Consider the following 21,500-nt stretch of genomic DNA (forward strand, 5'->3'; position numbering starts at 1 on the left):
TGGATCGGCGGACACCTCAGCCCGCTGACCTGAGCCATGACGCCACGGAGGATCGGCGAGCGGCTGCCGCCGCCCATTGCTCGTACCGGGTCGGCATCAGCGTCGCGTCGCCGCCGCCGGCTGCGCGGCGAGCCAGTCGGCGAACGAGGTGGTCGACAGCTGCGCGTCCGGGCCGGGCACGAGTTCGGTACCGGACAGCCGCGCGCCGAAGTAGGGCGCCTCGGCATCGCCGATGACGGGGCGCGTGTCGCCCTTGGCGGCGAGACCACGTCGGATCAGTTCGTCCATGGCCAGGCGCTCGGGGCCGCCGATCTCGATGATGCCGTCGACCGGCGTGCCGGCGGCGACGCGGGCGACCTCGGCCGACACGTCGGCGGCGGCGATGGGTTGCATGAGCCCGGTGCTGAGCCGGGCGACGCCGTTGACGGTCGCCTCATCGGCGATGCGGCCGACGAACTCGTAGAACTGGGTGGCGCGGACGATCGAGTACGGCCGTCCCGACTCGTGGATGAGCTGCTCCTGCGCGACCTTCGCGCGGAGGTAGCCGCTCGAGGGAAGCTGATCGGCGCCCACGACCGAGAGGGCGACGTGGTGCCCCACGCCCGCATCGCGCTCGGCCGCGAGCAGGTTCTGCGTCGAGGTCGTGAAGAACGCGAGCACGTCGTCGTCCGCGAACGAGGGCGAGTTCGAAACGTCGACGACCACGTCCGCGCCGACGAGCGCTTCCGCCAGCCCTTCGCCCGTGATCGTGTTCACGCCCGAGTTCGGCGACGCCGCGACCGCGTCGTGGCCGTCGGCGACGAGGTGCTCGACGACCCTGGATCCGATGAGGCCGGTGCCTCCGATGACGACGATCTTCATGTCGGGGTTCCTTCCGATTTCGCGAGCGGCTGCGGCGTCTCCGCTGCCGTCATCAGCTCTGACCGGACGGATTCCGCATCTGTGACAGCTCTGCGGGATCAGCAGCGGTTCCAGCGCGCGAGCTTGACGGGCGCGGTGGTCAGCCAGAGTTCGACGATCGATCCGCGCCATCCGGTGCGCAGGCTGATGAGCCCCGAGACCTCGCCGTCCGGGCGGCGGATCGCGACGCCGGGGGCGCCGTTCACGTGGACAACCTGCAAGGCCGCATCCGGCTGTCGCTCGATCTGCGCCTGGAGTGCGCGGACGACCTGGGAGCGTCCGATTCGCCGGCCGCCCGTCGGATCGCCGGTGTCGATGGTGAGCCGCACCTCCGCGTCGAGCAGGTTCGCGATCGTCACGTCGTCGGGGGCATCGAGCGCGAGGAGCAGGCGGGCGGCGGCAGTGTCAGGCCGCACGGTGCGTCACGGCGCCGAGCTTGTGCGGGTTCATCATCCACAGCACCTCGTCGATCGCGTGCCCCGTGGCGACGACGGTCACCACGGCGAACGTCGTCCCCTCCTTCGAGAGGATGACGGACGGCTGGCCGTTGGCATCGGTCTCCTCGATGTCGACGCCCTCCCAGAAGTGCGTGTGGAACGCACGCACGAACTTCGCCACCTGCAGGCGCCCGACCACCGGGAACTTCGAGGCGCGCACCACGCCCCCGCCGTCGGAGTACGACACGACGTCCTCGGTGAAGAGCTGCTCGAGAGCTGCGAGGTCGCCCGTCTTCGCCGCGGCCAGGAACGCCGTGAGGAGCCGATGTTGTTCCTGCCGGGTCACCTCGCGCCGACGCTCACCGGCGAGGTGCTTGCGCGCCCGGCTCACGAGTTGTCGCGCGGCAGCCTCCGACACCTGAACGATCTCGCAGATCTGCGGGTAACCGTAGGCGAACGCCTCGCGCAGCACGTATGCCGCCCGTTCGGTCGGCGTGAGCCGTTCGAGCATGACGAGCACGGCGAACCCCAGGGCCTCGGCGCGCTCGGCCCCGAGCGTCGGGTCGTTGCTGGTGTCGACGGGTTCGGGCAGCCAGGGCCCGACGTAGGTCTCGCGTCTGGCGCGCGCGGACTGCAGCGCGTTGATCGAGAGGCGCGTGGTGACCGTCGCGAGGAACGCCGGCGGGTCCTGCACGACCGAACGGTCGGTGCCCTGCCATCGGAGCCAGGCGTCCTGCACGATGTCCTCGGCTTCGGAGGCGCTGCCGAGCATGCGGTAGGCGATGCCGAAGAGCCTCGGGCGCACGCTGCGGAAGACGTCGAGCGCGGCGTCGAGGGTGCCATCCATGTCGATTCCCGTCGGTCGGCGAACGGGGCCGGGTTCGGCCCCTGCAGCTGAGACCACGTCGGCGGCACGAACGTGACGGTGATTCGCGAATTCGCCCGGATGATCGGGACGATACTCCGGATGCCGCGGGCGCGCGAGGTACGGAAGCGAACCCCGCACGCCCGAGGTGCGGCTGTCGGTCACGCGGCGGCGCGTGCCCCGCTCACCCGGCGCACGGCGTCGAGGATGGTGTCCGCGACCGCCTCGGCCTGCGACACGGAGATCGCGTGCGACGCACCGGTGATCTCGGTGGTGCCGCGCGATGCGGCCTTCTCGGCCCCGGCGCGGAAGACGGCGACGGGGATGTTGCGGTCCTCCGACCCGAACACGTGCCATGACGGGCGTTCGCGCCATCCCGGCACCGCCGCCTGCACGGCGTCCCGCAGGGCGGTCTCGGTCGCGGGCCGCTGGGTCGCGCCCATGAGGCCGGCCACCGGCACGGGGACGTCGGCGGCGAACTGCTCGCGGAACCGGTCGCGCCGGATCGCGAACTCGACGCCGCCCGTCGAGACGGGGTGCGCGTCGAGGGCTTCGCCGAGCGTCGAGCCGGGTGCGCTCGCCGAGAGCGAGAAGGCGCTGTCGCCGGTGTCGGGCACGAACGCCGACGCGTAGACGAGCGCGGCGACGCGGTCGTTGCCGGCAGATGCCTCGGTGATCACCATGCCGCCGTACGAGTGGCCGACGAGCACGACCGGCCCGTCGATCGAGGCGATGACGTCGCGCACGTAGGCGGCGTCGCCCGCGAGGCTGCGGAGCGGGTTCGCGACGGCGACCGAGGTGACGCCCTCGGTCTGGAGACGTTCGATGACGCCGTTCCAGCTCGCGGATTCGGCGAAGGCGCCGTGCACGAGCACGACGGTCGGCTGCTGATCTGACATGGTGGTTCCCTTCTCTGACCGGTGCTCGCGGTCGCGAGCGATGGTGTCGTCAGCTACGACCGGGCCGGGTCTCCGCCCGTGACGGATGCTGCGAGCCGCGCCACCTCGACGACCGCGTCCGCGAAGGCCTGCGGCGCCTCGCGCGGCAGGTTGTGCCCGGCGTCGGGCACACGGTGGTGGCGGCGCGGGCCGGTGAAGCGGGCAGCGGATGCCGCGGCATCCGTCGCCGGGAAGTTGCCGTCGGCGAGCCCATCGAGGGTGACCGCGGGCACGGGGATCGGCGGCAGCTTCGCCAACTCGGCTTCGAGCCGCAGGTACGCGGGCGCGCCGTCGGCGTGGTTCAGGCGGTGCCGGTACGAGTGGATGACCACGTCGACGTAGTCGGGGTTCTCGAACGCCGCGGCCGCTCGGTCGAGCTCGGCGTCGTCGAACCGCCACGCGGGGGAGTTGCGGCGCCAGACGACCTCGGCGATCGCGCGGCGGTTCGCGGTGAGGCCCGCCCGGCCCCGTTCGGTGAGGAAGTAGAAGAAGTACCAGAAGCCCGCCTCGAGGTCGGGGCGCAGCGGATGCAGCGAGCCGCGGATGTCCTGGATGAGGTAGCCGTTCACCGAAACGATGCCCGTCACACGTTCGGGCCACAGCACGGCCGCGGCGCACGCGGCGCGCCCGCCCCAGTCGTAGCCGGCGAGCACCGCGCGGTCGATGCCGAGCGCATCCATCAGGTCGACGACGTCGCGCGCGAGGGCGGCCTGTTGGCCGGTGCGCGGTGTGGCACGGTCGCGGAAGCTCGTCGGTCCGTGGCCGCGGAGATACGGCACGATCACCCGGAAGCCGGCCCGCGCCAGCCGCGGCGCGACCTCGACGTAGCTGTGGATGTCGTAGGGGAAGCCGTGCAGCAGGAGCACGGGCGGCCCGTCGGCCGGGCCGGACTCGTAGTAGGCGACGTCGAGGTCGCCCGCGGTCGCATGGTGCAGCGGTTCCATCCGCTCGAGTGCGCCGGTCATGGTGTCGCTCCGTCTCTCGTGAAGGTGTCGCAGGCTCCGACCGGGTGGCGACGGCGGATGTGACGCGGCATCCGAATCGACACCTGCGCGACCGGAGCTGCGCGGAGTAGCCGTGCCCCTCCCGTACGGCAGTTCGAGCGTCGCTGCGAGGCAGTCCGCACCGCCCGGCGCGGCCGCGCCGGCAGGCTCGTCGCGACAGGCGTCTGGCCGAGTCGCGCCGCCGCCGGTGGAACCCGGCGCTCAGCTGCCGCAGGTCGTACTGCGCGGGTCGGCGCCTCGGGGGTGCGACGCGTCGATGGTGATCGGCGGCGTGGTCGACGGCGCACTGGTCACGATCGACCGCGTGAGCGAGGGGCTGAGCGAGAGCGCCGCGTTCGACCTCGAGAGCCTGACGTACGTGCTCTCGTCCCCGCTGGACTCGGGCGGCGGCGAGCTGACCGTGGTGCAGTCGCTGATCGGCGGGTGCGAGGTCGAAGCGTCCGAGCCGGTCGGCGTGCGGTTCGGTCCGGCGCAGGCCCCTGGGCGGCCGGCGCTGCAGCCACCCTGCGAGGGCTCACCGTTCCTCTGGGTGGAGGGGCTGAGGGGCGGCGCCGACATCGAGATCGAGGCGGACGGCACGGTGTTCCACGCACGGGTGGCGCCCGGCGGCAACGCCCAGCGGTTCGACGTGACCGGGCTCCGGGCCGGCGCGACCGTGTCGGTCACCCAGTCGATGTGCGGCCTGGTGAGCGAGCCCGGCACCGTGACCGTCGGGCCCCGGCCGGCCGGTGCGGATCACCGACCGGTGGGCCCGCTGTTCGCGTGCGCGCGCGTGGTTCGGGTGGTCGGCGTGACGCCGGGCGCGCTGGTCAGGGTGGCGGCTCGCGGGGCACTCGGTGAGTACTTCTTGAGCCCCTGGGTGTGGAGCCCGACCGACCGTATCGCCGTCGAGGTGACGCCGGGGCTGGTCGAGGGCGACGTGGTCTTCGCGGTGCAGGTCGCCTGCGGCGGTGGGCCCAGTCGTTCCGTTTCGGATGAGCCGGTCGAGCCGCTGCCGGACGTGCAGCCACCCGAGATCGCGTTCGGCTTCTCGTCGCGCCGCTCGGTCACCGTGGTGGCGCTGCCCGGAGCGCTCGTCCGGGTGTTCCGGCGTCGGGATGGCGCAGAGGAGGAGATCGGCCGAGGGCTGGTCGATCCCGAGCACGACCGCGTGCCGGTCGGCGAGCCCCTCGAGGAGGGCGAGGAGCTGTTCGCCACCCAGGAGATCTGCGACATCCGTTCGGAGCACGGCCCCGAGTATCGGGTCCGGCCGGGGCAGAGGGTGTTCTCGATGGGGGCACCCAAGGTGCGGCCCGTCACGAGCGAGCCGCCCGGTCATGACATCACCTGGTTCGAGGGGCGGCTGCAGTGCAGCATCGATGGGGAGAGCCGGTTCGTCGGTCGGTTCCGGAACACCGCCGAGAACTCGACGGCCGACATCCACGCGGGCGTGACGATTCGGCATCCGTCGGGCTTCCGCTTCGGGGTGAGCGGCGATGTGTTCCTCACCGCCGAGAACGACGACCACCCGACGAACAAGCTGTGGATGGCCAAGGGCTACCGGCCGGACGGCGAGATCTCGATCAAGCGCCCGCAGCCTGCGTGGCGCGACCCGGCGCAATGGAGCATCGTGCTCGACTCGCAGGCGACCTTCGAGTGGGTGCAGGCGCTGTCGACCTTCCCGGAGAGCGAAGCCGACGACGGCGAGGAGGACGACGAGAAGGCCCCGAACCCGCCCCCGAGCAACTGAGACGCACGGTTGCCGCATTGCCCCGGCACTACGGCGTCGCCGGCGATCCGACCGACGCACCACCGAGCAGATTCGACACGAAGGCACTGAGCTCGTGGCGGAGCCCTTCGTGCGCCGGGGGATGTGGTGGCTCGGCTGCGATCACGTCCGCGATCCGCTCGAGTGTCGGCCGCACGAGCTCGCGGGCCGCCACCGACCACGACCCGAGCTGCGCCTCCAGGTCGTTCATCGTGAGGTCGGCGTGCCGGTAGACGCCGTTCACGGCGAACGCCATCCGCCCGTCGTTGGGCTGGTGTCGCAGCGGCACCGAGGTCGGCGAACAGGTCGCCCTCGGGCAGGAGTTCGGCGAAGAAGTTCCGGCGCCGTGCGACATGCGAGCGGTTGGCACCGTCGCGTTCCTCGAGCTCAACGGGCACGACCTGGTGGTGACGGATGTCGCGGCCACCGACCGCTCCCTCCAAGCCGTCGCCGCCGGCGAGGTCGAGCTCGACGCGCTCGCGGAATGGATCGGCGATCACATCCGCCCGCTGACCTGGCGCTAGCCGGCCAGGTACGACTTCAGCTGGGTGGCGACGGTTGAGGAGACGGATCCGGTTCCGCCGAGGATGACGATCCTGCCTGGGTCGAGGCGTTCGAGTTCGGTGGCGATGGGGGCGGGGATGGTGGTGGCGCCGACCAGCAGGACCGGGGCGTCGCCGGATCCGGCGACGGGTGCGCCGGCCAGGGCGTCGGCGAACCCGGCGCCGGAGGCGATGTAGACGGTTTCCACGCCCGGCGCGAACGAGGCCGTCGAGATCGCGGCCGCGGTGGCGTACCGGTCGGGACCGGCCAGTCGGGTGACCGATCCGGCGGTGTACGACTTCAGCTGGGTGGCGACGGTTGAGGAGACGGATCCGGTTCCGCCGAGGATGACGATCCTGCCTGGGTCGAGGCGTTCGAGTTCGGTGGCGATGGGGGCGGGGATGGTGGTGGCGCCGACCAGCAGGACCGGGGCGTCGCCGGATCCGGCGACGGGTGCGCCGGCCAGGGCGTCGGCGAACCCGGCGCCGGAGGCGATGTAGACGGTTTCCACGCCCGGCGCGAACGAGGCCGCCGAGATCGCGGCGGCGGTGGCGTACCGGTCGGGACCGGCCAGCCGGGTGACCGTGTCCTGCTCGGGCGACGGGCTGGGCGTCGGTGTCGGTGTCGGTGTCGGTGTCGGCGTGGGCGTCGGCGTCGGCGTCGGCATCGGCAGGACCGCCGAGACCGATGTCACGAGGTTGGGCTCGACGGTCACCGTCAGGGCCTCGGCCGAGGTGGTCCCGTCGAAGTACCGCTCCACCGCGAAGACCTGCTCGTCACTGCCCTCGGGTGTCTCGAGACGCCCGAAGGCGACCTGGTAGTCGCCGAGGTCGAGGTTCTGCGCGTACGTGCCGTCGTCGGCGACATCCGCCCATCGGGCGTCGGGGGCGTTGGGCGCGCTTCCCGCCGGGTACACGGCCACGGCCCGGTCGCTCAGGGGAACGTCAGCGCCGTCGGCGGTTCGACCCCGGTAGCTGCCCCGGATCTGGCCTGCCGGGACCAACTCGTGGTCCACGCCGGAGTGGGTCTCGTTGCCGACGATGGTCACCGTCGTCGCGTCGCTGGGCTTGAGCGCCTGGTCGTACCATCCGCGGGTGAAGCCGAATCTCGCGCCATTCCACCAAGAGGTGTTGGAGAAGCGCACGAGATAGTCGCCCGGCGCGATGTCCTTCATCGTGTATGCGCCCCACGCGTCGACGGTGGCCGTGGCGGCGACCGTGCCGTCGACCTCGGTCAGTGCGACCTCGGTCCAAGTGGGGAGCACCGTCCCGTTGAATCGGACCTCGCCCGTGACGACACCCGCTGGGATCTTGGTCGGCAGGGTCGTACGCAGGACGGGCGAGCCGGAGCGATTGGTGATCCAGATCGGCGTCGGAACCGTGTCGTCGGTCTCGGGGACGAATCCGCTCTCGGTCCAGACGTAGTGGACGGAGCGGAACTCGACCCGCAGCTCCACGCGCATCGGGTAGACCCAGGCCTGGTGGAAGCTCGCCCCTCCCTCGATGGTCGCCGAGGTCCACACGGTGTCGCTTCCGAGCGGCGTCGCCCGAACGATCGCGTTCGTCAGGGGCGTGCCGAGCTCGTCGCGAAGCACGATGGTCCGGTAGACCGGGCCGACCTCGAGCGGCGGTTCGTCGTAGACGGCATCGATGGAGGAGGTCTCGGCGCCCGCCGAGACGGTCACCACGGTCGAGGACGTCTCGGCGATCGTCCGGTCGAAGAACTGGTCGGGCACGAACACCGGATAGGTGTCGCCGGTGGGAATCATGTAGCGACCGAACACGACTCGGTACTCGCCCGGTTCGAGGTCGACCGCATACGTCCCGTTCACGTTCCACACCTCCTTCGTGGCCATCGTCTGCGGCCGGGTTCCGACCTCGTAGACCAGCCCGACGCGGTCGGTGTCCGGCAGCGGCGTGGTGGTCCCGTCCGCGTCTTCGGCGAGGAACGAACCGCTCAGGCGCCCCTTCGACTTGAGTCGCACCTCCAAGCCCTCGATGTGGGCATCCGCGTCGACGGACACTTCCGCACTGCCCGACCAGAGGAACCCGAACGGCGTGGTGGGCGTGGGCGCACACGAGCAGTCGGCCGAAAGCTTGAACGTGCCCGCCGGCACGTTCCAGAAGGTGAACGCGCCCGACTGGTCGGAGAAGACCGTCGCGCGTGGCAGGCCGTACTCCACTTCCAGCGCGACGTCCGCACCGGCGACCGGCACTCCGACATGATCGACGATCACCCCCGAGACGGTGCCGTGAGCGAGGGTGAGCGGGAGCGTGCCCTCGAGCTGGACGGCGTCCTCCGACGATCCGATGAGCAGCGCCGGGAGGGTCATGTACGCGGTTTCCGGCACGAACTCGCCGTCGCGCCAGGCATACCCGTCGCCGTACCCTGCGCCGCGCCACGACGCACGGAGGGTGTGCTCCCCGGGTGTCGACGGTGCATCGGCGAAGACGGCCGTTCCCGCGGCATCCGTCGTGGCCGCGAGCATGTCGCCGCCTCCGACGGGGACCGCCGTGACCCAAGCTCCGCGCACGGGCTCGCCCAGCTCGTCGGTGAGTCGGACCGACGAGTACACGGTGGGTGCCTCGGCGGCGGCCGCGGGCACCACCCCGCCGAGGATGAGGCTCAGTGCGGCGAGCACAGCGATCAGGTTCGTGCGTCGGCGTCGGGTCACGCGCATCCGTTCTCGAGGGGTGCGGGTGGGGCCGCATCGGTCGACGGCGCAAGAGCAGCGCCGAGCAGAATCTATCGGCCGATCGCGCCGGGAGACGGGTGCGGATGTCTCGGTTCGGCAACGGTACCGGCCGAGCTCGCTCGACCGGGCCGGGCGCTCGCTCCGATCGACCGATTACGTGATGTTCGACGCCGCGTCGCCGTGTCCCGTGACCCCTCGGACCGGGCGATGCGGCGCGGTAGAATCTGGCGAAACCGCAAGTCGGCCCGATCAGCCGCCTCATGACGACATGACCTCGCCGAGGAGAGGGTCATGTCGCATGGCATTTAACCTGCCGCCGCACCGCGTGACTCCGCTCCCTGGAGGGCGTTCGGCATCCGGTCTGGATGACGCGATCGCACGGGTGTCGACGGCGCTCGGGCGAGCTTCTCGAGTCATCAGCGCCCCCGTGCTGGTCGTGCTGATCTGTCTGCCGGCGGCCTGGTTGTTCTGGTTGGCAGGGGCCCGTTCCGAGACCGATGCCGTCCCGATCATCGCTCTGGCCCTTCTGCTGGGCTTCGCCGAGGTCTGCATCCTGGCGCTGAGCCGCACACTGGCCATTCGTACCCTCGCCATCCTGGTGACCCTCGGGGCGGGAGTCATCGCTCTGGCCGCAGTTGCGCTCACGGCCGGCCTTCGGACCCTGCTGGACTTCCCGCGGGATCGGGGGGTCCTCGATCTCAGCGACGCGATGTCCTTCTATCTGTTGGCCCCCTTGCTCGAAGAGAGCCTCAAGCTGCTCCCGCTGCTCGCCGTGCTCTTCCTGTCGGCGCGCTCCCGCGCGCTGAGCGTGGTCGACGTGCTCCTGCTCGGCTTCGTGGTGGGGATCGGGTTCCAGTTCACTGAGACGGTTGCCGGCCGCGGCCCGGGTGATTACAGCGCTGGCCTGGTGGCCATCCCGGCCGGCCCCGTCTCCGAGAATGGGCAGGGCCTGTTCCGCCATGGTGTGGCCACCGGCCTGATCGCCGGAGTGATCGGCTTCTGGTGGCGAGCACGCCGTCGCGAGCGGCCCACTGGAGCGCTGGCGGGCCTCGTGTGGCTCACTGTCGGTCTGGTGCTGGTGCTGCACGTCGCCGTCAATGTCTCCGATGGCATCGCTCCCCTGTGGGAGCCGCTGGCGGAGCCCTTGACCTGGCTGGCTCGGAGCCCGATCAGCGCTGTGCTTCCCGTGTTCTTCCTGACCGTGTTCGCGGCCGCGGTGGTCGTCGATCTGCGAGACCTGCGGACCGTCGCGCCCTTGCGGTCGCTCCTGCTCCCCGCCTTCGACGGCAGCCGCTCCTCGGGTGTCTCCGCGCTCGTTCGCGCCCTCGCGGCGCCGCGATCGCGTCGGCTGGCTGCGATCGAGGCACTCGGCACCGCACCTGATCGGTCGCGCGACGGGCGTGGCGGCGTCCCCCCTGCCGGAGCGCTCGGCGCGATCCTGATCGGCATCGGCGCGACCGTCACGGGCGGTACGGGTGTGCCCGAACGCGGTGACGCCGGCCTGTCGTGCCTGGCCTGTCTGTGGGAAGCCCCGGCCGGGCTGCCAGTCGCCGCCGGAATGATGCTGCTGGGCCTGGCCCTGATGGTGCCGTCCCGGCAGCGCGTCGAAGACCGGTCCGTTCGAGAGGCCGATGGACCATGAGCGCGGAGACCTCGACGCGGAGCGGGGAGCAGGCGACCGGCACTGCCGGCGCGTTGGATGTGCTCCTCCAGCGCGCGCGGGCCGTGGCCGCACGCGTCACACGTCGGATTCCCAAGCCGATCCTGATCGCGGCCGTCAGCGCCGTGCTGCTGCTGTCGGTCGTCGTGACGATGATCAACAGTGCTGATCCGATGAGCACGATCATCCTGCTCATCGCGTTCTTCCTCTCGATCGTCCAGGGCCTGATCCTCGTCCGCACCCGCACGCTCTCGGTCCGAACGCTCATGGTCATCGCTGCGGTCGGGATCAGTGCGGTGTCGACAGCTGTCGTGATCACCACGAGCGGCTTGGCTGCACTGTTCGACTACGCCGTTCTGCGTGGTCCCTTCCCCTCGATCGATCCGTGGGTCAGCGGCTTCTGGACGCCGATCGTGGAGGAGTTCTTCAAGCTGCTCCCGCTGCTGGTGATCCTCGCCTGGTCGCAGCGTGCCCGGACCATGACCGTCGGCGACTGCGTGCTCGTCGGTCTGATGTCGGGCATCGGATTCGCCCTGATCGAGGAGATCGCCCGGTCGGGCGCCCAGGACTGTGACTATCTGCCCGGGATCCTCATGTTCCCAACCGGAATCGCGCCCTGCGGGAGTCTCGAGTGGAGCTTCACCCACGCCGCCGCGACAGCCGTCATCGCCGCAGCCGTCGGCCTCTGGTGGCGTGCCCACCGCCGTCGTGAGCACGCAGTTCTGTTCGGCGTGCTCAGCTGGCTGGTCGGCGCTTGGATCGTCATCGGGCATATGGCGGTCAACATGCAGGAGAGCCGGCAGGGCGGGATCGGCGACCCGTGGGAACCCCTCATCGAGGCTGTCGGGGTCACTGCAGCGATGCCGTACCTCTTTCTGCTGACGCTGGTGATCGCCGCAGCCGTGGACTATCGCGACCTGGCAGCCGCCGGTGCAACGCCGCGGATTCTCCTGCCCTCGCTTGCGGGAACCACGTGGCGAGAGCGGCTCGCGTCGTTCAGGGATCAACGCTGGCGGCGGCTGGCGAAGGTGAGGGCGGCGTACCGCGTCGAGGGCAGCGCGGATGTCTGGACACACCGTCAGCTGTTGCGTCTGGGGTTGCTCGGGCTCCCGTTCTTGCTGCTCGCGGGGTGGATCAGTCTGCGAGCGCCCGGGGCCGACGCCGCGTGCCTGCTCTGCTCATGGGACCCCGGCGACGCGTTGCCCGGAGTTGCCGGGGGCGCTGCGGGCGGTGCTGCGGCTGCCGGGGGAGGAGGCTCGAAGCCACCGCCCGGGGAGGAGAAGGGGAAGGAGAAGCCGAAGCCGAAGCCGAAGGAGGAACCGAAGCCGAAGCCGAAGCCGAAGGAGGAACCGAAGCCGAAGCCGAAGGAGGAGCCGAAGCCGAAGCCGAAGGAGGAGCCGAAGCCGAAGCCGAAGGAGGAACCGAAGCCGAAGCCCACGGAGGCGCCGAAGCCGAAGCCCACGGAGGCGCCGAAGCCCACGGAGGCGCCGAAGCCGAAGCCCAAGGAGGCGCCGAAGCCGAAGCCGAAGCCGAAGGAGGAGCCGAAGCCGAAGCCGAAGGAGGAGCCGAAGCCGAAGCCGAAGGAGGAGCCGAAGCCGAAGGAGACGGACACGGAGGAGCCGAAGCCGAAGAACGAGTTCGGCGCCGACGGTGAGCACGTCGAGCGGAATGATGACGCCGTGGACCGGGAGTCGACACCGAGCGGAACCAAGTCGACGACGTTCGATGACGACGGTGACGGGCTGCCTGATCGATGGGTGGTCGATGAAGGCGGCTGGGAGCGGCACGAGCAGATCGAGGATCGCGAGACCGACACCAGGGTCAGGGTCCACGACGACGATGGCGACCGCCAGCCGGACCGCGTCATGTGGGAGGGCGAGGACGGCCAGAACACCACGATCTTGGATGACGATGGCGACGGCGTCCCTGACCGCACGCGCGTCATTCAGCACCGGGATGGCACGTCCACGGTCTACTACGACGATGACCTCGACGGCGATATCGACCGCTCCAGTCAGTACGGTCCCGACGGTGAACCAGTAGACCCGGATGACGACGAGAGCTAGCTTGCCTGCTCCCCGCGCACCCGGGTGACCGTCTCGCGCCTGCTGCCCGAGCGCCTGCACGATGCTGCCGCCATGCCCCGTCGACGACCGCCGTATGGAGACCGGCGAGTGGTGTGAACGCTTGATCCTAAGCCGAGCAATCCTTGCGTTCACTCTCATCCAGGAGGAGACTCCGTCAGCAACACGGTCGGCGAGCTCAGCGACCTGCGCACGGTCCTTGCAGAGGAGTGGTGATGACACGACATGGACTCTCCGAGAGCGAGTGGAACAACATGGTCTTCGTGCCGCTCGTCGTGCTGTTCGCGGTCGCCAACGCCGACGGGAAGTTCTCGTATCCCGAAGCCAATGCGTTCGACATCACGGCGAAGGGGATTGCGAAGGCACCGTTCCGACCGCAGGACGCCTTCACACGTGACGTCATGGCCGCCGCGAACGAGCCCGCGACGATCCCGCGGTTCGAATCGGCGGTAGCGGCGGGGACTGATTTCGCGACGATTCTGGCGCAGGCTCGTGGCGCGCTCGAGGCGAAGGTGGACCCGACTCAAGCCGGTGTCTTCCGCAACACGATGGTGCAGCTCGCGAAGAACATCGCCGAGGTCACGCCGATCTTCGGAACGAGCATGAGTCGCGACGAACGCGACGTCATTGAGATGATCGCCGCCGCGCTCGCCGTGGGCAAAGTGAGCCAGCCGTTCACGCCGTTCGCCAACGAGCCCTGAGCCGCTCATCCTTCGCACGAGTCATCCGAAAAGGCCGGAGATGCGAGGCATCCATTCGCTCGTCCAAATCAGCGCTGCCTTCTGAGAGCGCAGATACTCCTTGCCGAAGAGCCGGGTGAAACTCGCGGTCGATGGTTTCGCCGTCATGACCTCGCGCGCAGCGGTGAAGCTTGATTCCAACAACGACGAGTAGGCGTCTCGCAGGCGAGGGGTTCGGAGGAACTCGCGGGCGCTCTCCTGCGTCACGAAGTCCGGCGGTGCGACGTTCCCGACTGATAGCGAGATGCACCACTTCGGATTCATGTCGTCAGGGTCGATCACCCGATCCAGACCGGGTGCGCCGTACCTCCCCTCTTGCGCGTTGTCCATGAGGTAGCCCACGGTCGGATAGGTGGCCCACAGGAACCTGCGCCAGTCCGCTGCACGGACTTCGTCGGTGAGGAGCGGTATCCACCCGTCGAGTTCGTTCTCCCAGCACGCGTGAATCGTCATCGAGTTGGGAATCGGTCCCGGCGTCAGGTAGAGGTACGTGGCGCCGGGAGGATCCTCTGAAACCGTCGTGAGAGCCAGGTACGAGGGCGTCGCATAGAACTCGGTCCCGGCTGCGCCGGTCGCCGTGGAATCGAAGAAGAACCTCATTGCGACTCCATTCCGAGCCCGAACTTCTTGGGCGCTCATTCTTGCGCGCGCCAACCCGGGGGTCCAGTCCCCGTTCAGGCGCTCCGCAGCCGCGCAGCACTCACGCATGAAGCGGCGGCAGCGCCAGTTGGCGATTCTTCGTCGCGAGCCGCATTGACACCGGCGCCCCCGGCATCCATCGTGGACGGATGAATTCCCCGGTGCGGGTCCTCTCCATCGATGGTGGGGGCATCCGCGGGTACATCCCAGCGCTCGTGCTCGCGGAGATCGAGCGGCGCTCGGGCATGCACGCCAAGGATCTCTTCGATATCGCGGTGGGCACATCGACGGGTGCGATCATTTCGATCGGGCTCGCTGCCGGAACCTCGGCCGCCGAGCTCGCGCAGTTCTATCCGACGTATGGATCGCGCATTTTCGGGTCGGAGGGTGAACTCATCGCCGGTCGCGGATCGACGCTTGGTGAGCAGATGGAGAACTTCGGCCGCTTCTTCGGAGCACCGTTCGGCGGGCATCCGGACTTCGGCGGCAATGCACGGCACTCCGCAGCGGGACTCGAAGGCGTGCTGCGCGAGGTGCTCGGTGATCGCCTTGTGTCGGATGCCGGTATGGATGTCGCCGTCACCAGCTTCGACGCGGACTCGAACCAACCGGTCGTGATCAGTCGACGCGATGCCCGCAGCGATCCTCGATTGGACATGCCGCTCTGGGCGGCTGCGCGGGCGACCTCCGCTGCCCCCACCTACCTCCCGCCCTTCGAGCGCGAGTGGGCTGGACGAACCTGCCGTTTCATCGATGGGGGCGTCTGGGCGAACAATCCGGCGGGCGTCGCGGTGGCGGAATCACTGATGCTCACGACGGAGCGGGGGCTCACCGGGCAGTCGGTCGTCATGCTGTCGCTCGGGACAGGCGTCGCCCGGTCGGCCGGCGTGTTCGACGAGACCGCCAACTGGCTGGGGTCCGCCCAAGATCTCGTCAGGATGGCGACCGCCACGACCGCGGGCCACCTGTTGGCCGTTCGCGCCCTGTCTCCGTCACGAGTGATGAGGCTGCAGGTGGAAGACGATCGGGTCGCCGGGAAGATGGATGATCCATCTGAGGCGCGACTTGCGATTCTCAAGTCGGCGACGGATGACCTGCTTGCGCAGAGTGGCCCCGTGATCGATGCGGTAGTGGAGCGGCTCCGTGCGGGGTAGTTGCCGTATGCAGAGGCTCGGTGAGCAGGCGCTGTGCACGTCCAGCGCGCAGTGGTCGTGGTGATGGATTGTCGGTAAGGTCGTCGGTTCGCGATCCGCCGGATGGTCCGGCGCCCTGAGCTCGTCGGAGGGCGGAAGCCCGCGCCGGCGAACGCCGGCAGCCGATCAACCCGCCCCGCGCCGCCCGAACACCCCGGCGAACACGGCATGCAGCAGCGGCACCGCCGACGCCGCCATGAGCGCAACGCCCCACACCGGCTCGTCGACCCGAAGCAGGATGCCGCCGACGAAGAGCCCGACGAACAGGACCGCCGACACGATGCGCTGGGCCGCGCGCTCGAGCCGCGCCATCCGCTGCTCGATTCGCGGCGAGTTGGCGACGAGGCGCCCGGCTTCGATGCGGTCGGCGAGCGCGTCGAGGCGTCCCGGCAGCCGCCAGGCCGTGCCGGCGACGGACAGCGCCTCGCGCCCGGCCGCCCGGACGATGCCGCCGCCCTCGTCGCGCAGCAGTTTCGCGGCGTAGGGCTCCACGGCGTCCCACAGGTTGAACTCCGGGTCGAGCGAGCTGCAGAGGCCCGAGGTCAGCGACATCGAGCGGATGACGAGCAGGAAGTTCTCGGGCAGCTGGAACGGCAGCGAGCGCACGACGTCGCCGAACTCGATCGCGAAGCGGCGCAGCTCACGCTCATCGACCTGCTGCAGTTCGTAGAAGCCCATTCCGCCGAAGCGAGCGAACAGTGCCGTCATCGCCCGTTCGAGCTCTGCGGTCTCGGCGGTGGGCAGCAGGAAGCCGACGCCCTGGATGGCCTGGACCATGCGCTTGCCGTCGCGCGCGGCGATGGCGAGCAGCAGTTGCTGCAGGCCCCGACGCAGCGAGTCGGGCACCTCGCCCATCATGCCGAAGTCGATGAAGGTGAGCTGCCACGCCGGCGCCGCGGCATCCGTCGCCCCTTGGGTCGAAGCGGATGACGCGGGCGAGACCGGCGTGACGAAGATGTTGCCGGGGTGCGGGTCGGCGTGGAAGTACCCGTCGCGGAAGAGCTGGTCGAACATGACGGCCGCGAACTGCGCCGCGACCGCCTTCGGGTCGATGCCCGCCGCCACCAGGCCCGCGCGGTCGTTGATCTTGATCGCGGTCACGTCGGCGAGCGTCAGCACGCGGCGCGTGGTGCGCTCCCAGACGACCTCGGGCGCGGCGACGCGGGGGTCGTCGGCGAAGTTCGCGGCGAACCGCTCGGCATACTGCGCCTCCTGCAGGTAGTCGATCTCCTGGAGGCTCGTGGCGGCGAACTCCTCGACGAGCGAGGGCAGGTCGACGCGGCTCGCGACGAACCGCACGCGGCTGAGCCACCCGGCGACGCGGCGCAGCGCCGCGAGGTCGACGTCGACGATCACCTCGATGCCCGGACGCTGCACCTTGACGACGGCCTCGTCGTATCCCATGTCGCCGGCGTCTACGGCTGCGAGCCGGGCGCGGTGCGCTTGGCCGAGGGATGCCGCGGCGAGCGGCGTCGGGTCGAACTCCGCGTACGAACGCTCGAGCGGCACGCCCAGCTCGGCCTCGGCGAGGCGCCGGATCGCGTCGAACGGCACGGGCGGCACCTCGTCCTGCAGCCCGGCGAGCTCGCGGGTGATCTCGGGCGGCAGCACGTCGAGTCGCGATGACATGTACTGGCCGACCTTGATCATGAGGCCGCCGAGGTCGACCGCGAGCACGTGGAAGCGCTGGGCGATGCGGGTCAGCCGCGCCGCGCGCCCGCGCGCCACGAACGTCGCCAGGCCGAAGCGTGGCAGCACGAGCTCGTACCACCACGTCTGGACCATGTACCGCGCGGCGAACCGCAGGATCCGCCGGTATCGCGCGCGCGTGTTCCCCACATCGGGCATCCTGCCTGCCGGATGCCGACGTGTCGAGGGCACTCAGTCAGTCCTGGGCGAGGATCGAGTACAGACGGCGACGCGCGTCGTCGAGCACCTCGACCGCCTTCTCGACCTGCTCGGGACTGCCCGTGCGCCCGACCTGCGCCGCCGCCTGGGCGAGCTCGAAGCCGGCCTTCGCGAGCGTGCCTGCCGGGCCGGTGTCGTGGCTGCGGCTTCCGCTCGGGGTCGGCCACGGGGTGCGGTCAGCGGATGTCGCGGCCTCGGCCCTGCCCATCTCGGTGAGCGTGTACGTCTTGCGCCCGCCCTCCTCCTCCGCGGTGATCAGCCCCTCGTCGGCGAGCAGTTGCAGCGTCGGATACACCGAGCCCGCGCTCGGCTTCCACGCGCCGCCGCTGCGCTCGGCGATCTCGCTGATGATCTGGTAGCCGTGCATCGGCTTCTCGGCCAGCAGCGCGAGCACCGCGGCGCGGACGTCGCCCTTGCCCATGCGCGGCGCGACCTTCTGCTCGAACATGCCGCGAAGCTGTTCCATGGCCTCCCACAGCCCCTGCCCGGGGCCGCCCTTGCCCCAGTTGCCCGAGCCGCTGCCGAAGCCGCCGCCATACGAATCGCTCATGATGACCTCCCTGAAACCGGGGCCCTGATCGGGTCTCGACGATATGTCAACGATATATCGCTCGACCCGGTCACTCGTCGGGAATCTGCTGAGAGGAATCGCGTGGACCACTATCGGGAGGCCCAATCCAGGGCGAGGGAGTCGAGCACTCGCCGCCCGATGAGGCCCGGCCCGCGCTGCACGTTCGGGCTGACGTGTCGCCCGATCGGGCAGACGTGACGCGGCGTGTAGACGCGGCAAGTAGCGTCCGAGCATGCGAGATGCGTCGGCCGCGGGCGCCAGCGCGAGCCCGCGAGGCCCCAACCTGCATCGGGCACCCGGCATCGCGCCGCTGCGGCCGGGATCGACGGCCGCTCCGAGGCGTGGATCGATGATGCGGCCGATACCCGCACTGGTGTCGCCCCGGATCGCGCTGAACGCGGCAACCGGCGTCATGCGCATTCCCGGCGGAGACTTGATGGCGCTCCAGCGCATGAGCGGCAATGCCGCCATCGCGCGGTTGGTCGAGGCATCCGCCCATGGGGGCTTCGGTGCGAGGGGAACCGTCACCGTCGCACGACAGACCACGCTCACCGTGCCGCCCGAGCTCACGCTCACGCCGATGCCGCCGTCGAACCCGAACATGAGCATGGCGCCGTGGGCGACTTCCGGAGCCGGGACGACACCGAAACCTGCGCCGGTCGGTGCCGACGGCAGGCCGCTGCCCGACCGGTACTCGTCGTTGCTGCGACCGGCCCTCGACGAGGCGGACGCGAAGCGGCTGCGACAGGCCTCCGGCGGCAGCGACCTCGTCGGCATGATCGAGCGCCGAGATTCCGCGCGGCGGTCGCTCGCCGACATGGAGGCGAGGGCACGGACGGCGGGCGGTGATCAGGGCGGCCTGTTCGAGGAGTACGCCGTGGCGCACGGATACGAGGAGGACCTCACTCGGCGCATCAGCGCACGACTCACCCAGCTCGGTGTCGCCGACGAAGCGGCGCTGCTGCGACTCGTGAACGAGGAGTTCCCTCGGATGTTCCTTCGCGAGGCCCGCCTGGTCGCCGACGGCATGCTCACCGCCAACGAGGAGGAGGCGAAGGCGGAGCAGCAACGGTACTCGCAGCAGGTCTGCAGCCCTGATATCGACGGGTTCCTGGACGCGGACCGCACGCTCGCCGAGCTCGACCCGCATCCCGCCGAGCTGTCGATCCGAGTCGCCGAGGACGCGCTGCGCCGATTCGCGCCGCCGGCCGGCGTTCCGACGCCGGAGGAGTTCGAGGCGATGATCCCCGAGCACGAGCGGAGCGTGCTGGTCGACATCGCGAACCTCGAGAAGAATCGCGTGATCGCTCCGCAGCGACGCGCGGTCTACGACGCGGCGCGGTTCGGGTTCGGCCGTGAGTACCCGATCCTGCTGAACTCCACCTATCGCCCGGGCATGTTCGCGACGGCACCGTACGAGCAACTCGGCGAGCTGGTTCGTGGGCCGGTGGCCGACATCCTCGAGAACATCGCCCGGGTACGGCGCGCCATCGCCGACGACGAACTCAAGGTGTGGAACCTGCGCAACGTCCTCCAGATCACGCTGCAGCGCCTCGAAGTCGACGACCCGGTGCTCATCGGAGCGGTGCAGCGCCGCATCGCCGAGATCGAGTCCGACGAGACGTTCCTCAGCTGGGTGAAGGTCGCGCTCGCCATCGTGACCTCGGTGGTCGCCGGGCTGCTCTTCACGCCTGCCGCGGGCATGGCTGTCGCGGCCGCGTGGGGTGTCGGCAACCTTGCCGGGAGCATCACGGAGTACCGCAACGAGAAGGCGGCCGAGAGCGTCGCGCTCGAGGAATCCGAGGCCGACATCTCGCTGAAGGAGCCGACGCTCGCCTGGGTGATGATCGACGCACTGGCGCTCGGTCTCGAGCTCGGTCCGTTGGCGCGCGCGGTTCGCCCGAGCGCGCGGGCACTCGCGGCGTTGCGCACACCCGAGGCGCTGGTGGGGTTCCGCGCCCGCGCGGTCGCGGTCGTCGGCGAAGAAGCCGCGGGCGAGCTGAGCAGGAAGGCGGCGACGCGATTCGGGGTCACGGCGGACGCCGCGACTTCCGCCGAGAGCGCCGCGGCCGGTGCCGTCGGCGACGTCGCCACGGCCGGAGAACGCGCACGGTTCTACAAGCCCACGGTCAAGGGGGATGCCTCGAAGGGCGCCGGCACCGGCGGCACCAACCGGTACGGCGACTACTGGTATTCGACGCAGGGCACCGTGGCCGAGCAGAACCTCGCCAAGTACCACGAGCAGGTCCATTCGATCCTCAGCCCGAAACTGCTGCTGTTCCGGGAGTTCCGCGCGGCCGTCGGGATGACGCTCTACAAGAAGTCGTACATCATGCGCGGCCTGGAGGAGGCGCTCGCCGAAACCGTCGCTCAGCTTCGCGTGCACGGCATCAAGGGCTTGCCGACCGGCCTCATGTTCCCCATCAAGAACGGCTACCTGAGCGTGTCGACGCTGGGGCACGCCGCGCAACTCGGCGGCGAGATCGCGCTCGGCACGGTGGTCGTCGCGGGCTACACGTACACCGTGTACTGGATCGCGACCCGCGAAACCTCGCCCGCGGGGGGAGACTGACGCGGAGAACTCGGCGCGTCTCCCGGCATGGCGCATCCTGCGTGCCGAGTTCTCGGGCACCACGAGTCCTGCGGCATCCGTTCCACGAGCGCGCTGAGCGCCCTCGAACGGCGTCACGCCGCCCGGCCTTCGCGCAGCTCGAAGCGGGCTCGGCCGCCGAGCCGTGGGACCTGTGCCGGATCGATGTGCGGCGGCGGGATGAACCAGACCTCGGTCGGGCCCGCGTGGATGCGCCAACCGTCGCGGTGGATCATGTGATGGCAGAAGCTGCAGAGCATCACCCCGTTCGACAGGTCGGTCGGGCCGGTGTCGCGTTCCCACCAGTCGATGTGGTGCGCTTCGACGTAGCCGATGTTCTGGCCGCAGGACGCACAACCGCCGTCTCGCTCACCGAGCGCGAGCCGCTGCGACCGAGTGAACAGGCGGGCGGCTCGGCCGAGGTCGAGCGGCAGGCTGTCGCCCCCGAGGACGGTCGGGATGAGTTCGGCGTCGGCGGCCATGCGGCGGGCGGTTGCGGCTGAGACGGGTTGTTCGAGACCGTCGATGCGAGCGTGCCCGAGCCCCTCCACGAGCGAATCGAGGTCGACCCGCACGATGACGGTGGTCTTGGCGAGCGGGGTGTGGGTCTGCGTGCAGCCGAGGGTGTGACGGGCGAGTGCGGCGAGGGCGTCGGCCTGGATCTGCGGGATCGTACGGTGGTCGTCGATGATCGGGCCGTGCGGGCCGTCGCCGGGTCGACCGTCGGCGGCGATGCGAACACCGAATGCGCGTCCGCTGGGTTCGCGTCTGCGCAGCGCGTCGCTGACGAGTGCTTCGATCGCGGCCTTGACCGGGGCGGCACTCTCGGGGTCGAGTCGGGCGTGCAGGTGCACCACTCCGCGGCCGTCCTCCCGCATGGTCAGCGAACGCTCCATGCGGAGCTCGTCTTCGCGGGGTTTCGACGCCGTCGGGATCGAGGCGCGCCTCGGCCTCGCGCACTCCACGGAGGAGCGTCTCGAGCGGCA

The 21,500-nt window shown here is 70.1% G+C and carries 18 protein-coding genes; 7 read left to right on the top strand and 11 right to left on the bottom strand.

All coding sequences use genetic code 11. The features are described 5' to 3' along the window. Positions 1-96 precede the first annotated feature (96 nt). The 5 genes from ACULK4_RS04025 to ACULK4_RS04045 form a co-directional block, all read right to left on the bottom strand. Positions 97-861, bottom strand: a complete 765-nt coding sequence (locus tag ACULK4_RS04025) for an SDR family oxidoreductase (RefSeq protein WP_445965176.1) — start codon at positions 859-861, stop codon at positions 97-99. Positions 862-959: 98 nt separating this feature from the next. Beyond that, positions 960-1,316 carry a hypothetical protein gene (locus ACULK4_RS04030; protein WP_445965177.1) on the bottom strand — a complete coding sequence of 119 codons (357 nt, stop codon included), beginning with the start codon at positions 1,314-1,316 and terminating at the stop codon, positions 960-962. Next, the gene (locus ACULK4_RS04035) at positions 1,306-2,184 is read right to left on the bottom strand and encodes an RNA polymerase sigma-70 factor (protein ID WP_445965178.1); all 879 of its coding nucleotides are present in this window, start codon (positions 2,182-2,184) and stop codon (positions 1,306-1,308) included. Before ACULK4_RS04035 ends, ACULK4_RS04030 begins: the two co-directional genes overlap by 11 nt. Positions 2,185-2,363: 179 nt before the next feature. Next, the gene (locus ACULK4_RS04040; RefSeq protein ID WP_445965179.1) at positions 2,364-3,101 is read right to left on the bottom strand and encodes an alpha/beta fold hydrolase; all 738 of its coding nucleotides are present in this window, start codon (positions 3,099-3,101) and stop codon (positions 2,364-2,366) included. Between the two features lie 53 nt (positions 3,102-3,154). Further along, complete coding sequence (locus ACULK4_RS04045; RefSeq protein WP_445965180.1) at positions 3,155-4,105, bottom strand: alpha/beta fold hydrolase; 951 nt, start codon at positions 4,103-4,105, stop codon at positions 3,155-3,157. A gap of 226 nt (positions 4,106-4,331) precedes the next feature. On the opposite strand from ACULK4_RS04045, the gene ACULK4_RS04050 reads away from it, so the two are divergent. Continuing rightward, a complete protein-coding gene (locus tag ACULK4_RS04050) occupies positions 4,332-5,873 on the top strand; it encodes a hypothetical protein (protein ID WP_445965181.1) in 1,542 nt (513 codons plus the stop codon). A gap of 28 nt (positions 5,874-5,901) precedes the next feature. Here ACULK4_RS04050 and ACULK4_RS04055 read toward each other — a convergent pair whose 3' ends face one another. Next, positions 5,902-6,147: a hypothetical protein gene (locus tag ACULK4_RS04055; RefSeq protein WP_445965182.1), complete on the bottom strand. Its 246-nt coding sequence runs from the start codon at positions 6,145-6,147 to the stop codon at positions 5,902-5,904. 97 nt (positions 6,148-6,244) lie between these two features. On the opposite strand from ACULK4_RS04055, the gene ACULK4_RS04060 reads away from it, so the two are divergent. Next, on the top strand, positions 6,245-6,415 hold the full coding sequence (locus ACULK4_RS04060) for a hypothetical protein (RefSeq protein WP_445965183.1): 171 nt from the start codon (positions 6,245-6,247) through the stop codon (positions 6,413-6,415). Here the strand turns inward: ACULK4_RS04060 and ACULK4_RS04065 are convergent. Beyond that, complete coding sequence (locus ACULK4_RS04065; protein ID WP_445965184.1) at positions 6,412-9,108, bottom strand: cell wall-binding repeat-containing protein; 2,697 nt, start codon at positions 9,106-9,108, stop codon at positions 6,412-6,414. The two genes, ACULK4_RS04060 and ACULK4_RS04065, sit on opposite strands and share 4 nt — an antisense overlap. A 319-nt stretch (positions 9,109-9,427) precedes the next feature. On the opposite strand from ACULK4_RS04065, the gene ACULK4_RS04070 reads away from it, so the two are divergent. The 3 genes from ACULK4_RS04070 to ACULK4_RS04080 all read left to right on the top strand — a co-directional run bounded on the left by ACULK4_RS04070 (position 9,428) and on the right by ACULK4_RS04080 (position 13,574). Further along, positions 9,428-10,771: a PrsW family glutamic-type intramembrane protease gene (locus tag ACULK4_RS04070; RefSeq protein WP_445965185.1), complete on the top strand. Its 1,344-nt coding sequence runs from the start codon at positions 9,428-9,430 to the stop codon at positions 10,769-10,771. Further along, a complete protein-coding gene (locus ACULK4_RS04075) occupies positions 10,768-12,855 on the top strand; it encodes a PrsW family glutamic-type intramembrane protease (RefSeq protein WP_501043356.1) in 2,088 nt (695 codons plus the stop codon). Before ACULK4_RS04070 ends, ACULK4_RS04075 begins: the two co-directional genes overlap by 4 nt. A gap of 272 nt (positions 12,856-13,127) precedes the next feature. Further along, positions 13,128-13,574 carry a hypothetical protein gene (locus tag ACULK4_RS04080; RefSeq protein ID WP_445965930.1) on the top strand — a complete coding sequence of 149 codons (447 nt, stop codon included), beginning with the start codon at positions 13,128-13,130 and terminating at the stop codon, positions 13,572-13,574. A gap of 21 nt (positions 13,575-13,595) precedes the next feature. Here ACULK4_RS04080 and ACULK4_RS04085 read toward each other — a convergent pair whose 3' ends face one another. Continuing rightward, on the bottom strand, positions 13,596-14,213 hold the full coding sequence (locus ACULK4_RS04085; protein WP_445965929.1) for a hypothetical protein: 618 nt from the start codon (positions 14,211-14,213) through the stop codon (positions 13,596-13,598). A 188-nt stretch (positions 14,214-14,401) separates the two neighbouring features. Here ACULK4_RS04085 and ACULK4_RS04090 point away from each other — a divergent pair, with 188 nt between their 5' ends. After that, a complete protein-coding gene (locus ACULK4_RS04090) occupies positions 14,402-15,406 on the top strand; it encodes a patatin-like phospholipase family protein (RefSeq protein WP_445965928.1) in 1,005 nt (334 codons plus the stop codon). Positions 15,407-15,571: 165 nt separating this feature from the next. Here ACULK4_RS04090 and ACULK4_RS04095 read toward each other — a convergent pair whose 3' ends face one another. Both ACULK4_RS04095 and ACULK4_RS04100 read right to left on the bottom strand, forming a co-directional pair. Continuing rightward, positions 15,572-17,293 carry an ABC1 kinase family protein gene (locus ACULK4_RS04095; RefSeq protein ID WP_445965927.1) on the bottom strand — a complete coding sequence of 574 codons (1,722 nt, stop codon included), beginning with the start codon at positions 17,291-17,293 and terminating at the stop codon, positions 15,572-15,574. A gap of 37 nt (positions 17,294-17,330) precedes the next feature. After that, the gene (locus ACULK4_RS04100; protein ID WP_445965926.1) at positions 17,331-17,903 is read right to left on the bottom strand and encodes a PadR family transcriptional regulator; all 573 of its coding nucleotides are present in this window, start codon (positions 17,901-17,903) and stop codon (positions 17,331-17,333) included. Between the two features lie 457 nt (positions 17,904-18,360). On the opposite strand from ACULK4_RS04100, the gene ACULK4_RS04105 reads away from it, so the two are divergent. Further along, positions 18,361-20,496 (top strand): hypothetical protein, encoded by a 2,136-nt coding sequence (locus ACULK4_RS04105; protein WP_445965925.1) that lies wholly within the window; start codon positions 18,361-18,363, stop codon positions 20,494-20,496. A gap of 113 nt (positions 20,497-20,609) precedes the next feature. On the opposite strand, the gene ACULK4_RS04110 is transcribed toward ACULK4_RS04105, so the two are convergent. Then, complete coding sequence (locus ACULK4_RS04110) at positions 20,610-21,410, bottom strand: HNH endonuclease signature motif containing protein (protein WP_445965924.1); 801 nt, start codon at positions 21,408-21,410, stop codon at positions 20,610-20,612. Between the last annotated feature and the right edge of the window lie 90 nt (positions 21,411-21,500).

The organism is Agromyces selenitireducens (assembly GCF_052748465.2).